Here is a 13,953-nt window from a genome sequence, read left to right as displayed (position 1 = left end):
GGGGCAGCCGTCCCACTACCGGGACGGCGGCTAAGCCGTTTGCCCTTCGATGGGCAGTCTCGCCAGCCTCACGAGCATGATTCAGAGCGGCGCACACATATCCACACCTTCATGTATCCAACCATCCTGGATCATCGGATTGATCAGGCTGACATCGGTCACGAAACGGTGATTGGAAGGCTTACCCTTGGCAAACCCATTGTTATAGAAGCGATGCACGGCGACCGTACCGGTCGGGCAGCTGCCATCGACAGCAGGGGGCGTGCTGGAGAAGTCATAGCTCTCGAACTTCCAGCTAGGCGTGTCAGGGTTAAAGATAGCTATCAGCTGATTACAGCCTTGCTGATCGACCGTATAGAAATGGGAGTTGGGGCCATAAATGGCGCCCGTCGCCGGGTTGACCGCGGTATTGCCGTAGAAACGGCATGCAGCAACGCTACCTCCGGCTTTGAAGCTCTGCCCGGTACGCAGCCAGCGCCCTACCGCACCACTGTCGACGAAGCCCTGTTCAGCCGCATCGGCGGTGATGAAGTAGTGATTCAGGTCGGGATTGTAGAACTCCACCACAGTCCGGCCATCGGCCAGTGCGGACGCACCGCTGTTGAGCCATTGCTTGATGCCATTCTGGTAAGCCGGCCCGAGCAGGCTGTATCGATCATGCCCTGTCGGGTTGCCGCAGGAAGAGTCGCCTCCGTAAAGCTGGGCGATCAGTTGGCCACCATTGAACAGACCGGAACCGCTGCTGCCACCCTCGGTGACCCCGGAGCTCCAGCGGACCTCAACGGCAGTCGCAGCCGTCTGCCCACTGCGATAGCAAGCCTGGTCATCGCAGCTCACATAGTTGACCACAGAGCCCTTGCTGATTTTCTGCAAGTCGCCGGACGGGTTGTGCAGACCAACGATGGCCTGACTGAGATTGTATAGACCGGCATCCGTATTCCAACCGGAGAAAGCGGCGTTGGCGGGAGCGGCATTGTTGAGCCGGAAGAACGAGGTGTCCTGCGCCTGGTTGGTGTAAAGCATCTGGGCGCCGCCGGTCAGAACGCTGGATTCGCTATCGAGCTGGGCGCCCTGACAAGCAGCGGCGCGGTACAACCAGTAAGTGACCAAGGTCGAGGCAGTCGTCTGATCACTGATACAGTGATGGGCGCTGAGGAAGTAAGGCGTACGATCCTGGCGGCTGTTGTTGAGCAGGGTTCCGGTACAGATGTAGGCATCGCCTTGGTCGATGAAGCTCATTTTCGCCACTGCGCGGCTCTGCACTTCCAACGCTGTGTTCTGGGCCGCCTCGCACTGATAGTTGATGTTGCAACTGCCGGAGTCGCCAATACTCTTGGCGAGACTCTTGGCGAGATCGTCGGCCGGATCAATGAACAGGTGCGACAGGGTCGGGACGCTGATCTGCAGCTGGTCGCGGCTGACACCTGCCGGCAGCTCGATCTCGACGGTGATTTCATCCCCCGTGACAGGCGGCGACCAGTAGGTTTGCCCCTGCTCACTGTCGTCGCCGGCAGCCCGATTGGCAGCCAGCACCTGCAGCACCTGGCTGGCATGGATCGTCTGCGTTTCCTGGCCCTGCTGCGAATAGAAGCGCAGAACCGCCGACACCGGCAGATGTGTGACCTGAATGCCCACTCGTAATGCCAGCGCCTCAGGCGAGGCGATACTGATCGCTGCCACCTGCCCGCCGTTGGCGGTGGTACTCCAGCGCAGCGCCTCGCCGGTCTGTCGAGACCGCTGCAGCGCGGCGACTTCGCGGCGCAGGCCCACCTGAATCGGCGCGCTACCTTCCTGCTCGTCGCTGCTCGCGCGCTGCGCCTTCTGCACACTCAGCGGGCCAAGCACGACACTGGGCGCTGCGGGTCTTAGCGCCTCGCGTTTCTGCTCAACCTGCAGCGCACCGGGCTGTGGCAAGCTCGCGGCATCGAGAGGGGGGAGGCTGTCGGCCTGCACAACGGGAGTCAGCACCAATACGCAGCCGAGTAGTAGGTCTTTTCTCATGGATCTCAATCTAGTTGCAGAAGTGTTGCGGGTCGATCAACTCGCCGCGAAAGTGGACAGGCTCGGCAGTTATCAACAGCGAAGTGTCGTGTCCCCGAGCGTGGATGAGAGGCGACGGTCAGGCCGACCGACAAAGTGCGGATTGCCTGTCGAGGAACATTCCGAGAGCACGTTGAGCCCCCCTGCTCCAGCATACGCATAGGCTTTCACAGGGCGCCAAGTATAGGAGCTAAGGGCGGGGCAAGTCTTTAAGGTAAAACGAGAACCACCTCACCCTGCGAAAAAACGCATGCGCGCGACGCCAGGATGAAGGCCCTGACCGACACCGCATCACCTCTGGAGGAGGTGTGCGGTCAGCCAGCAGGCACTCGATCAGAAATCCTGCCCGCGCAGGCGCTCCTCGGCAGCTGACGCCAGATCCGGCGGCAGGAAGTCCTTGTCCGGGTTGTAGTCCGGCTTGAGGAAGCTGCCCAGGGCATCCAGGTCGGCCGGGCTGAGGGTGCCAGCCGCCTGCTTCAGGCGCAGGTTGTTGAGGATGTAGTCGTAGCGCGCATCGTTGTAGTTGCGCACGGCGCTGTACAGCTGACGCTGGGCGTCGAGCACATCGACGATGTTGCGGGTACCTACCTGGTAGCCGATCTCGGTGGCCTCCAGCGCACTCTGGTTGGAGATGATCGACTGGCGCCGCGCCTGCACGGTTTCCACGTCGGTGTTCACCGCACGGAACAGGTTGCGGGTGTTCTGCACCACCTGACGACGCAGGCTCTCGCGCAGTTGCTCGCTCTGCCCCAGACGCTGGTAAGCCTCGCGTACCTGCGAACTGGTCAGGCCGCCGCTGTACAGCGGGATGTTCAGTTGCAGGCCGATGGAGCGCTGCGCAACGTCACCGCTGTAACGCGGCGCACCAAAGGTGCCCGAGTTGGTGAAGCCCAGGCTATCGTTGTCGCCCTTCTGATAGCTGGCCACGGCATCCAGGGTCGGCGCATGGCCGGCCTTGCGCTGGCGCAGGTTTTCCTCGGCGGCCGTCACGGCGTACAGGCTGGCTTGCAGGTTGAGGTTCTGCGCGGCAGCGGTATCGACCCAGGACTTGGCGTCGTTCGGCGTCGGCGCCAGCACCGGCAGGGAGTGGACGATCCCCTCGACGGCGACATAGTCACGGTTGGTCAGCGCGATCAGCGCTTCGAAGGCGTCGTCCACCGCGCGCTCGGCGAGCAGACGGTTGGCGCGGGCCGTGTCGAAACCGGCCTGCGCCTCGAGCACATCGGTCTTGTCGGAGAGGCCGACGTCGAAACGCTCGTTGGCCTGGTCCAGCTGGCGCTTGAATGCCGCTTCCTCGGCCTTGGTCGAGGCCAGGTTGTCCTGGGCACGGAGCACGGCGAAGTAGGTCTCGGCGCTCTGCAGGATCAGGTTCTGCTCGGTGGCGGACAGTTCCAGGGCCGCCTGCTCGCTGGTGGCTTCTGCCGCCTGCAGCTGGAACCAGCGGTCGGCGCGGAACAGCGGCTGGCTGAGATTGGCCTGATAGACCAGGCCGCTGCGCGAGAGGGTGGCACTCGGCGAATCGACGTTCGTGCGCGTATCGCCATAGTTGGCACCGGCGGAGAGGTTGGGCAACAGGCCGGCCCTGGCCTGCGGCACCACTTCACGACGCGCCTGATAGTCGGCACGGGCGGCGGCGATATCGGCGTTGTTCTTCGCGGCCTCCTGGTAAACGGTGACCAGGTCGGTCTTGCTGGCCAGCGGTGCCTCTTCGGCCTGAGCCAGGCCCACCGTCGCGGCGGCCACGGCGAGGGCCAGGGAAAGTCTGCGCAACATGAATGTCGATCCTTGAATAGGCGGTAATCGCCAAGGCTACGGGGCGCCACGGGCGAGGGTCAAGCGCGCCATGGGCGTGAACAGTCTAGCTGGCGGCAAGCTATGTTGCTCGTCGGGAACAATCGGCCCGGCGCAGCGATGATGGTCCGTTTCCGACGCACGGGTCGAGTTTTTTTGACCGCCGGGTTGGTTTTATTCCATCAGCTTGATTAGACTGCCCGAGTTCTTGTCGGGGTGCCCCAAATGCGGGGCTGAGATTGGCAGCTGCCGGATCCCGTTGAACCTGATCAGGTTAAGGCCTGCGTAGGGAACAAGATGTCCTCGCCAGCGTTTCGGCGAGTCCTCTCGACACCGCCTGTGGTGTATCTCGCGCCCCTCGTCCGCTCAGGTTCCAACTCCGACACCTATCCCGGAGAGAGCCTTGATGAGCACACAACAACAAAAGAACCTGAGTGAATCGGCACAGGTCGACCAGCAGTCGGTACAGCCCTTCCCCCGTTCGCAGAAAGTCCACGTCCAGGGCTCGCGCCCGGACATCCGCGTGCCGATGCGCGAGATCAGCCTGGACGTGACGCCGACCGATTTCGGTGGCGAGATCAACGCCCCGGTCACCGTCTATGACACCTCCGGCCCGTACACCGACCCGAACGTCAGCATCGACGTACGCAAGGGCCTGGCCGACGTACGCAGCGCCTGGATCGAGGATCGCGGCGACACCGAGAAACTGCCCGGCCTCTCCTCCGAATTCGGCCAGCGCCGCCTCAACGACGCCGAACTCTCCGCCATGCGCTTCGCCCACGTGCGCAACCCGCGCCGGGCCAAGCCCGGCCACAACGTCAGCCAGATGCACTACGCCAAGAAGGGCATCATCACGCCCGAGATGGAATACGTCGCCATCCGCGAGAACATGAAGCTGGCCGAGGCACGCGAAGCCGGCCTGCTCGACGAGCAGCATGCCGGGCACAGCTTCGGTGCCAACATCCCGAAAGAGATCACCCCGGAGTTCGTGCGCAGCGAAGTCGCCCGCGGCCGCGCCATCATCCCGGCCAACATCAACCACGTGGAGCTGGAGCCGATGATCATCGGCCGCAACTTCCTGGTGAAGATCAACGGCAACATCGGCAACAGCGCCCTGGGTTCCTCCATCGAGGAAGAAGTGGCCAAGCTGACCTGGGGCATTCGCTGGGGCTCGGACACCGTCATGGACCTGTCTACCGGCAAGCACATCCATGAAACCCGCGAGTGGATCATCCGCAACTCGCCGGTGCCGATCGGTACCGTACCGATCTACCAGGCCCTGGAAAAGGTCGGCGGCATCGCCGAGGACCTGACCTGGGAGCTGTTCCGCGACACCCTGATCGAACAGGCCGAGCAAGGCGTGGACTACTTCACCATCCACGCCGGCGTGCTGCTGCGCTACGTGCCGCTGACCGCCAAGCGGGTCACCGGCATCGTCAGCCGTGGCGGCTCGATCATGGCCAAGTGGTGCCTGGCGCATCACAAGGAGAACTTCCTCTACACCCACTTCGACGACATCTGCGAAATCATGAAGGCCTACGATGTGTCCTTCTCCCTGGGTGACGGTCTGCGTCCGGGTTCGATCGCCGATGCCAACGACGCCGCCCAGTTCGGTGAACTGGAAACCCTCGGCGAGCTGACCAAGATCGCCTGGAAGCACGATGTGCAGTGCATGATCGAAGGCCCCGGCCACGTGCCGATGCAGTTGATCAAGGAGAACATGGACAAGCAGCTGGAATGCTGCGACGAGGCGCCGTTCTACACCCTCGGCCCGCTGACCACCGACATCGCTCCGGGCTACGACCACATCACCAGCGGCATCGGCGCCGCGATGATCGGCTGGTTCGGCTGCGCCATGCTCTGCTACGTCACGCCCAAGGAGCACCTCGGCCTGCCGAACAAGGATGACGTCAAGACCGGCATCATCACTTACAAGATCGCGGCCCACGCCGCCGACCTGGCCAAGGGCCACCCCGGCGCGCAGATCCGCGACAACGCACTGAGCAAGGCACGCTTCGAGTTCCGCTGGGAAGACCAGTTCAACCTCGGCCTGGACCCGGACACCGCCCGCGCCTTCCACGACGAGACCCTGCCCAAGGATTCGGCCAAGGTGGCGCACTTCTGCTCCATGTGCGGTCCGAAGTTCTGCTCGATGAAGATCACCCAGGAAGTCCGGGAATACGCCAGGGAAAACGGCCTGAACGACGAGCAGAAGGCCATCGAGGCCGGTCTTGCCGAGCAGTCCGAGCGTTTCAGGGAAGAAGGTGCGGTGATCTACCGACAGGTGTAGACGACAGCTCTCACCTGACCACACAGACGCGCTGTACCGGGACGCCAAGGCGATCTGGTACAGCGCGCGACGAAAACACCCGGTCGCGCCGGGCGGCAGACAAACCACCGGCAAAAAATACGGCACGAGGCTCGATTTTTACCACGACGCACCATACAATGCGCGCCCCTCAAGCCCATGTAGCTCAGCGGTAGAGCACTCCCTTGGTAAGGGAGAGGTCGGCGGTTCAAGTCCGCCCATGGGCTCCAGTCACCTGCACTGCGTCCAATCCGGCAGCCGCCGGCCAGCGGCGCCAGCGCCCCACAAAGCAGTCACGGCACCACGCTGGCGATGCACGCAGCAGAGCCGTGCGCTATCGGGATAGCCGGCTACAGCGACAAGCGTTTGAAAACCGCCTCGGGAATCGACTTTATGACCAGCATGATCAACGCCCAGAACCCCGGCGTATAGATCACGTTACGCTGCCTGTGCAAAGCCCGGTCGATATCGGCGGCGACTTTGGCGGGACTGGCCCACAGCGGGCCCTTGGTGAAACCAGCGGTCATCGGCGTGTCGACGAAACCAGGCTTGACCGTCAGCACCTGCACGCCGCTCCTGGCCAAGCGGTTGCGCAGCCCCTGGAGAAACACGCTCACGCCCCCCTTGGCAGTGCCATACAAATAGTTGGACTGCCGCCCCCGGTCGCCGGCAACCGAAGAGATCACTGCGATCGCCCCATGGCGTTGCGCCTCGAAATGATTGGCCAGCGGCGTCAACAACGCCACGATACTGAGCAGATTGACCTTCAGCGCGTCGATACTCTGCGAAACCGAATGCTCGCAGTCCTTCTGCTCGCAAAGGGTGCCATGGGCTATCAGCACACGATCCAGCCTGCCCGCATCAGCGATGACATCCGTGATCAGCGCATCCATACCCTCGATGTCGCGGGCGTCGAAAGCCTTGCAGCTTACGCTGGCCGCCCCCCTGACCCGGAGATCCTGCGCAAGGCTGTCGAGACGCTCCGTGTCACGGGCCAACAGGTAGAGCGCATGGCCCTGAGCGGCGAAACGCCGACTGCAGGCGGTAGCGATTGCCGACGTTGCCCCAATTACCAAAATCTTCATTCAGTCAAGTCCAAGTCTGCGCGACTGCTTTGAGGAAAAGGTTCCCAAGGCGCCGTAACGCTCGCGAACCTGTTGAAAGTCCAGCCACTGCGGGTAGCTCTGCTTGAACACTCGCTCGCTCATGCGCGCATCCTTGGCCAGGTAGTGGCGCCCGCCGTATTCGAGGACCATGGCGTCGAGCTCTGCAAGCAACTTCAGCACCTGGTCCGACAATCTGAAGTCCAGTGCCAACGAATAACCTTCGACAGGAAACGACAGCGGGCAGCCGTTGTGCGCACCCATGACCTTCAGCACCGCCAGAAAGGACCCCTGCCCCGACGCAGCGATACGCTGCAGGATCGCCTGCATGCCAGCCAGCCCCGCCGATTTCGGCAAGACGAATTGATACTGCACAAAACCGTTGCGTCCATACAGACGATTCCAGTTCTGCAGGTTATCCAGCGGATAGAAAAAGCCCCGACTGTCAACCAGACGCATACCCGGCGTGGCGCGTCCGTAATAGAGAGCATTGAACGCACGCACAGAAAGCGGGCTCAACAACTGCGCAGGAGCGTGGCACGGAATGCTCAGAATGCGCCGCGAGGGCAGATGCAGATTCCGGTCAGCGGCATGCTCACCGAGCATGAGAATGGATCGCCCCAGGTCCTTCCCGCTGGCCAGGCAGTCGATCCAGGCAACCGAATAGGTGGCCTGAGCATGGACCTCGAAAAGCTGCAACGCCTCTGCGAGATTGGTCGCCTTCAGGGTTCGCTGCTCGATCCAGGCACTCTGCACCGCACGCAAGGACAAGGTCGCATCGACTATCACGCCTGTCAGGCCCATGCCGCCGCAGGTCGCCTGAAACAACTCGACATGCTCATGGCGCGAACAGTTCACCAGAGAGCCATCAGCAAGCAGCAACCGCAAAGACTCCACACAAGCACTGAAGCACCCGTGCAGATGATGGTTCTTGCCATGCACGTCGCTGGCTATCGCCCCCCCCACCGTCACCCGACTGGTTCCCGGCGTAACCGGCAGAAACCAGCCACGCGGCAGGAAAACCTCGATAAGTTCCTGCAGCGACACGCCTGCCTGGCAACGCAGCAACCCCGTTTCGCCATCGAAGTGCTGCAGAAGGTTCAGATTGCCACTGCCGATGACATGCTCGCCAAGCGCACTATCACCATAGCTGCGCCCCAATCCGCGGCAGGTGAAACGCTGTCCGCGGCCCATGAGCGCGCCGAGTTCGGCCGTCGACGAGGGCTCAACGAGCTCCCCCTGACAGCGGGGGAAATTGCCCCACCCCCTAAGTTCCATGGTTTTCACTCAGTCTGAATACGAAGCGTCTATCGAGAATGAACTTGAGCCAGTAACCGGCTGCTAGTCCGATGACAGCACCCAGATAGCGCATTTCACGGGTTGCGAACAGCGCGTGGAAAAGCAGCTCGGTGCCCCAGAACAACAGGGTGGTGAACCCTCCCATAGCCGCGTAAAGGAGAAACACTCTGCTATCATGCGCGAGATCTTTCGCCTGGAAGGCGAAGATGAAGCGCTTGTCCAGCGCGTACTTCAGCACCAGCCCCAGCAGCGTGCCTGCCAGAATGGACAGTGCAATAGCATGTGCCCCCTGATAGACACGCAAGAAAACGTCCTGAGTCGCAATATTGGCAAGCGTCGCCAACGCTGCCAGCAAGGCATAGATCAGTGCCAGTCTCATTCATACCAACCAGAGAATTGGAAGCGGCATGCATCCTACCGCAACAGCGCATACATCACTACAACGGGGGAAGGCGCTGCTGACCCTGATACGCCCACGGCAATGGATCAAGAACAGCTTCGTGTTTGCGCCCCTGTTGTTCACCGGGCAGTTCATGTCACTACCCGCCGTTACATCCTCTGTGATCGCGGCCTTGCTGTTCTGCCTGGCCTCTTCGGCGGTCTATATCGTCAACGACCTGCATGACATCGACAAGGATCGCCAGCACCCCGTCAAAGCCCGTAAGCGTCCACTGGCCAATGGCACGCTGGAAAAGCGGCATGCCGTGGCCCTCCTGGCACTGCTCTACCTGCTGCTGGCTGGCGCGTGGCACCAGGGACAGCAGGCCGTGGTTGCTGTCGCCATCGCCTACATGCTGCTCAACCTGGCCTACAGCTTCTGGCTGAAGCACCAGCCCGTGATCGACATCTTCACCATTGCCATCGGTTTCGTCCTGCGGGTCTATGCCGGCGCAGCAGCACTCTCGGTGCCGCTGTCGTCATGGATGTTCGTCACCACGCTGTGCCTGGCGCTGTACCTCGCCGCGATAAAGCGCCGCCAAGAACTGGCCGGCAATGGTGATCGCAGCCGCAACGTACTCAGGTATTACAGCCCTGAGCTGATTGATCGATACGCGGAAATGTCGGCAACGGGCGCGGTGCTGTTCTATAGCCTGTTCGTGATGAACACCCACCCCAAGCTGGTGGTCACCATTCCACTCGTGCTCTACGGGATGTTCCGCTACTGGTTCATCGTCGAAAGGAACAACGCCGGCGAGTCGCCCACCGACGCCCTGCTCAGCGACTGGCAACTGCTCGCAACCGTCGCCCTGTGGGGTGGCGCTTCACTCTTCGTACTCTGGCCACAAGCATGATGCAGACCATCGACCTTTCCTACCTGATCACCCCCTTCCTGGCATGGCTGCTTGCAGGCTGCTGCAAGTTCGCAGTGAACTGCCTGCGCGAACGGCGCTTGGCGCTGGACCTGATCGGCTACGGCGGCATGCCCAGCAACCACAGCGCAATCGTCAGCAGCATGGTCGTGCTCATCGCCCTGAAAGAAGGTCTGGACAGCCCGGCTCTAGGCGTCGCCACGACCCTGGCATTCATCGTCATGCTTGACGCCACCAGCCTGCGTCGCCATGTCGGTCGGCATGCTCAGGCCATCAATCTGCTCGCAGCGGGAAAGCAGGTGCGACTGCGTGAGCGCATGGGCCATTCGCCCCTGGAGGTCGCCGCCGGCGTGCTAACGGGCGGACTAACAGCCTGGCTGGTCAGCCTCTGACATGACTCGGGGGCCCGCCGGGCCTCCTTGAACGCAACACAGCATCGCACGCACAGCACACGAGAAACGTGACTGCCAGTGGCAAGGGAAAAGGGGGATGTCCTGCTGCGGGAATGATGCGGAGCGCCGGAAAAAAAGGGCGGCCATTTCCGCATCAGAAAGGCCGACCCAAGCACGTCATTAAAGCAGGTCGTCCTTAACCACTCCCGATTCGACAGCCACCTGATACAAAGTTCATCCCGCACCCTGACCATTCGTCGGTGTCGCACGGCAGCCGGTAGCGGATGGCTGCTGGCCCATCACCGGGTAAAACGGCTAATATGGCGCGCTTTTCTGCCTGCTCCGGTCGACTGCACACTGCACAAGGAACGGATGTGTCGATTTTCTATATTGTTGCCACGCTGTTGTGCGTATTTGGTATCGCGGCCGGACAGATCCTGTTCAAACAAGCCGCCCTCAACATTCAGGACGCCACTGCCTGGCAGTCCTGGCTGTTCAACGGCGCGCTCATCGCCGCCCTGGCGCTGTACGGCTTCACCACGCTGTTCTGGATATGGATTCTGCGCCACGTTCCATTGCACCTGGCCTATCCATTCATGGGCCTGGCTTTCATAATTGTCCCGCTTCTGGAGCACCTGGTATTCGGCTCCACCTTGCAACTGCGCACGTTCATCGGAGGCGGGCTCATTCTTATCGGCGTCATGATTGCCGCCTCCGCCTGACAAGGAACTGTTCGCTTGAAAATCGCTGTCGTCATTCCCTGCTACAAGGTACGCAGCCATGTGCTGCAAGTGCTTGAAGCGATCCCCGACACCGTGGAACGCGTGTATGCGGTCGACGACTGCTGCCCCGACCATAGTGGAGACTTCATCGAGAGCCATTGCCAGGACCCCCGTGTACGGGTACTGCGCAACCCGGTAAACCTGGGTGTGGGCGGGGCCGTTATCAACGGCTATCGCGAGGCACTGAAAGACGACATGGACATCATCGTCAAGGTTGACGGTGACGGCCAGATGGACCCCCGCCTTATCCCGTACTTCGCACGCCCGATCACCCGAGGACGGGCCGACTACACCAAGGGCAATCGTTTCTATCGCCATGAGTCGCTGCGCGGCATGCCCAAAGTCCGCCTGATCGGCAATGCCCTGTTGTCCTTCCTGACCAAGCTCAGCTGTGGTTACTGGAGCCTGATGGACCCGACCAATGGCTATACCGCCATTCACGCCCAGGTCCTGCGGGAGCTACCGCTCGACAAGCTGGAAACACGCTACTTCTTCGAAACCGACATGCTGTTCCGACTCAACACCGTACGCGCCGTGGTTCGGGACATCCCCATGGACGCCCTGTACGCGGATGAGGTTTCCGGGTTGAACGTGCGCAAGATCCTGCCGGAGTTCGCTCGCAAGCACCTCTCGCGCCTCGCGCGGCGCTATGTCTACAACTACTGGCTGCGCGACTTCAATATCGGTTCGCTATATAGCCTCATGGGCAGCCTGCTCGTCGTGGCCGGCGGCCTGTTCGGCCTCGGCCACTGGCTGAGCAGTGTCATCCAGCAGACCCCAGCTACCAGCGGCACGGTCATGCTGGCCAGCCTGCCCATTCTGGTCGGCACCCAACTGCTGATCGCCTTCCTGCATCACGACATCAGCAGCACGCCGCAAGACCCGCTGCACCCACAACTCACGCCTCACCCGGTGTCGCCATGATGAACGTCACCCGTTCTGTCGCCGCCCTGCGCGAAAAACCGCTGCTCTGGTTCCTGGGCCTGCTCCTGCCGCTGCTCGTACAGCAGTGGCTGTACCGGAGTTCGCCGCAGGCAGATGCCATCATCTACGATACCGAGCACACCTACCTGCCAATGGCCCTGCGCTTCCTGGAGGATGCAGGGGCGCTGTTCGCCGATCCATCGCACCTCATCGTCGGGCCCGGCTCTTTCATCTACATGGCACTGCTGGGAGCCGACAATGCCACGGTCGTGCAGGCCAACCTGCTGGCCTGCGGACTGATCCTGCTGCTGGCATTCGATACCCTGCGACGCATTGCCGGCGGCGCTGCCGCAGCGGCGGTCAGCTGGCTGATTGCGCTTTCCCCGTTATTGCCCAAGATCGCGATAATGGCGCTGAGCGAACCGCCGCAACTGCTCTTCCTGAGTCTCTGGCTATGGAGTTGCGCACTGATCTGTGAAACACCGACACGGCGCTGGCCTGTGGTGCTTGGCGGAGCGGCGCTGCTGCTATCGATCCTTGTCCGAGCCACCTATGTCTACTGGATCATCGCCGCCTGCGGCGCCTGCGTGCTGCTGATCTGGCGCGGGCGCACGGCCACCAGGGCGATAGCGCTGCGCCTGCTGCTGCTGCACCTGATTGCGGGAGCCGGTACCGCCGCCTACATCGGCTACAACAAGGTTGCGTTCGACCTGCCAATGGTAGCGACCGGCAGCGGTGCCGCCCTGTACTTCGGCATAAACCCGGCAGTAAGCGGCTACGAACCACCGTTCTACGGGCTCCTTCACGATCACTTCCAGGCGCTGAACGACATCGGCTCACACCTGTCGATCGAAGGTGACAGGCGACTCGGGCAGATGGCCAAAGCCGAACTGCTGGACATGCCGCCCACCGTACTGGGTGGCATGCTGATACAGAAAGCCGGCGCCACCCTGTTCTTCAGTCAAGGCGAGCTGAGTCGCCGGGTATTCAATGACCGGGCATGGCATGTGTTGCTACTGGTACTGGCTGCATTCGCCATCTGGCGCTACCGACGCGAGCCCTTCCTGTGGATGCTGGGTTGCATTCTCGCGTATCAGATATCGATCATGAGCCTGGTCATGTACAACCAGCGCTATGCCATCGGCGCCATCGAGCTACCGCTGACCCTGATGGCGGCACTTGGCCTGGCAGCCATCGCGCAGGCCAGCGCCCCCTTGCGAATGGGCAGCGCAGCAGTCCTGCTGATGCTATGCGGCATCGCAGCGGGGTATCTGCATCAGCGCTACAGTCAGCCGCTGATGCCCGATTTACGCCATGTTTACAATGCGCAGATCGCCAGCGCCGAACCCGCCGACCTGCTTGTCCAGGGCTTTGACGGCAACCCCTTCTCGGCGCAGGGCGCGCGGACGAACTCGCATGACGCCGCCATTATCTGGCGCGAGATCACCTACGCCAAGCTGGGTGGCCAACCGGTGCTCCAGTTCGATGCTCAAGCGTTCTCCAGCCGCTGCAAGCGCCTGCAACTCGACTACCAGCGCCCGGACGGCACGCTCAGCAGCACCCGCATGCACCTCAATCACATGCAGCCGCCACAGGTCATCAGCCTAGGCACCCTGAAGCTTGGCGCGCTCGAACCCCAGGGCGGCACGCTGAGCATCCGCCTTGACTGCCCCACAGGCACCCGCCTGCAGCTGAGCAACCTGCAGCTACGCACGGTTACCCGGGGTATTCACTACAGCAGGGTCGTCGAGAGCCGACTGGAATCTGAGAAATGACCCGCATAGTGGGACGATTCGAAGATGGCCAAATGTAGCCAAAAGGGAATCATGCGGCTATCCTTGCCACCGCTGGCTAAGAATGGTCGCTTCAGGATGAAGACAGACCGACGCCCAAGCACGTCATCAAGCTGTGTAACCATAATCGGGGCAACTGCATGGTATGCCCCTCCGGTGTGAAGGGTTTAACCCCGATCACCCACAGGCCAGCGGGGCTAACGCCCCGCTG

The 13,953-nt window shown here is 61.9% G+C and carries 11 protein-coding genes, 1 tRNA gene and 1 riboswitch; of the genes, 7 read left to right on the top strand and 5 right to left on the bottom strand.

Annotation, left to right across the window (positions count from 1 at the left end; translation table 11 throughout):
• Positions 1-81 precede the first annotated feature (81 nt).
• Positions 82-2,001, bottom strand: a complete 1,920-nt coding sequence (locus tag JLK41_RS03115) for a trypsin-like serine peptidase (protein ID WP_155294641.1) — start codon at positions 1,999-2,001, stop codon at positions 82-84.
• Between the two features lie 372 nt (positions 2,002-2,373).
• A complete protein-coding gene (locus JLK41_RS03110; protein ID WP_047590966.1) occupies positions 2,374-3,813 on the bottom strand; it encodes a TolC family outer membrane protein in 1,440 nt (479 codons plus the stop codon).
• A gap of 220 nt (positions 3,814-4,033) precedes the next feature.
• Positions 4,034-4,140, top strand: a riboswitch (TPP riboswitch).
• A 97-nt stretch (positions 4,141-4,237) separates the two neighbouring features.
• Here JLK41_RS03110 and thiC point away from each other — a divergent pair.
• Together thiC and JLK41_RS03100 are read left to right on the top strand one after the other, a co-directional pair.
• Positions 4,238-6,121, top strand: coding sequence for a phosphomethylpyrimidine synthase ThiC (gene thiC, locus JLK41_RS03105; protein WP_210390322.1), 1,884 nt, complete (start codon positions 4,238-4,240; stop codon positions 6,119-6,121).
• Between the two features lie 173 nt (positions 6,122-6,294).
• Positions 6,295-6,369: transfer RNA gene (locus tag JLK41_RS03100), tRNA-Thr, on the top strand.
• Positions 6,370-6,489: 120 nt separating this feature from the next.
• On the opposite strand, the gene JLK41_RS03095 is transcribed toward JLK41_RS03100, so the two are convergent.
• Genes JLK41_RS03095 through JLK41_RS03085 form a run of 3 tightly spaced genes read right to left on the bottom strand, consistent with a single transcriptional unit; the run spans position 6,490 to position 8,920 of the window.
• Positions 6,490-7,224, bottom strand: coding sequence for an SDR family oxidoreductase (locus JLK41_RS03095; RefSeq protein ID WP_047590960.1), 735 nt, complete (start codon positions 7,222-7,224; stop codon positions 6,490-6,492).
• Complete coding sequence (locus JLK41_RS03090) at positions 7,225-8,520, bottom strand: FAD-binding oxidoreductase (protein WP_210391183.1); 1,296 nt, start codon at positions 8,518-8,520, stop codon at positions 7,225-7,227.
• The gene (locus JLK41_RS03085) at positions 8,510-8,920 is read right to left on the bottom strand and encodes a GtrA family protein (RefSeq protein ID WP_047590955.1); all 411 of its coding nucleotides are present in this window, start codon (positions 8,918-8,920) and stop codon (positions 8,510-8,512) included. The genes JLK41_RS03090 and JLK41_RS03085 overlap by 11 nt, the downstream gene beginning before the upstream one ends.
• Positions 8,921-8,948: 28 nt before the next feature.
• Here JLK41_RS03085 and JLK41_RS03080 point away from each other — a divergent pair, with 28 nt between their 5' ends.
• From JLK41_RS03080 to JLK41_RS03060, 5 genes are all read left to right on the top strand, one after another.
• Positions 8,949-9,833, top strand: coding sequence for a decaprenyl-phosphate phosphoribosyltransferase (locus JLK41_RS03080; RefSeq protein ID WP_210390321.1), 885 nt, complete (start codon positions 8,949-8,951; stop codon positions 9,831-9,833).
• On the top strand, positions 9,830-10,243 hold the full coding sequence (locus JLK41_RS03075) for a divergent PAP2 family protein (protein WP_179553330.1): 414 nt from the start codon (positions 9,830-9,832) through the stop codon (positions 10,241-10,243). The genes JLK41_RS03080 and JLK41_RS03075 overlap by 4 nt, the downstream gene beginning before the upstream one ends.
• 374 nt (positions 10,244-10,617) lie before the next feature.
• Positions 10,618-10,965 carry a DMT family transporter gene (locus JLK41_RS03070; protein WP_052178371.1) on the top strand — a complete coding sequence of 116 codons (348 nt, stop codon included), beginning with the start codon at positions 10,618-10,620 and terminating at the stop codon, positions 10,963-10,965.
• A gap of 15 nt (positions 10,966-10,980) precedes the next feature.
• A complete protein-coding gene (locus JLK41_RS03065; RefSeq protein ID WP_210390320.1) occupies positions 10,981-11,949 on the top strand; it encodes a glycosyltransferase family 2 protein in 969 nt (322 codons plus the stop codon).
• Positions 11,946-13,724: a hypothetical protein gene (locus JLK41_RS03060; RefSeq protein ID WP_210390319.1), complete on the top strand. Its 1,779-nt coding sequence runs from the start codon at positions 11,946-11,948 to the stop codon at positions 13,722-13,724. The genes JLK41_RS03065 and JLK41_RS03060 overlap by 4 nt, the downstream gene beginning before the upstream one ends.
• Positions 13,725-13,953 lie beyond the last annotated feature (229 nt).

It is taken from the genome of Ectopseudomonas khazarica, assembly GCF_017915135.1.
GTDB lineage: Bacteria > Pseudomonadota > Gammaproteobacteria > Pseudomonadales > Pseudomonadaceae > Aquipseudomonas > Aquipseudomonas khazarica.
The sequence above is the reverse complement of the archived record's forward strand: the minus strand, read 5'-3'. Positions and strand labels throughout refer to the sequence as shown.

What these genes read in the sequence shown, in the direction of transcription:
- JLK41_RS03080 (WP_210390321.1), top strand. Translation starts at nt 8,949, where the DNA reads ATGCATCCTACCGCAACAGCGCATACATCACTACAACGGGGGAAGGCG.
- JLK41_RS03110 (WP_047590966.1), bottom strand. Translation starts at nt 3,813, where the DNA reads ATGTTGCGCAGACTTTCCCTGGCCCTCGCCGTGGCCGCCGCGACGGTG.
- JLK41_RS03095 (WP_047590960.1), bottom strand. Translation starts at nt 7,224, where the DNA reads ATGAAGATTTTGGTAATTGGGGCAACGTCGGCAATCGCTACCGCCTGC.
- JLK41_RS03085 (WP_047590955.1), bottom strand. Translation starts at nt 8,920, where the DNA reads ATGAGACTGGCACTGATCTATGCCTTGCTGGCAGCGTTGGCGACGCTT.
- JLK41_RS03115 (WP_155294641.1), bottom strand. Translation starts at nt 2,001, where the DNA reads ATGAGAAAAGACCTACTACTCGGCTGCGTATTGGTGCTGACTCCCGTT.
- thiC (WP_210390322.1), top strand. Translation starts at nt 4,238, where the DNA reads ATGAGCACACAACAACAAAAGAACCTGAGTGAATCGGCACAGGTCGAC.
- JLK41_RS03090 (WP_210391183.1), bottom strand. Translation starts at nt 8,520, where the DNA reads ATGGAACTTAGGGGGTGGGGCAATTTCCCCCGCTGTCAGGGGGAGCTC.
- JLK41_RS03060 (WP_210390319.1), top strand. Translation starts at nt 11,946, where the DNA reads ATGATGAACGTCACCCGTTCTGTCGCCGCCCTGCGCGAAAAACCGCTG.
- JLK41_RS03075 (WP_179553330.1), top strand. Translation starts at nt 9,830, where the DNA reads ATGATGCAGACCATCGACCTTTCCTACCTGATCACCCCCTTCCTGGCA.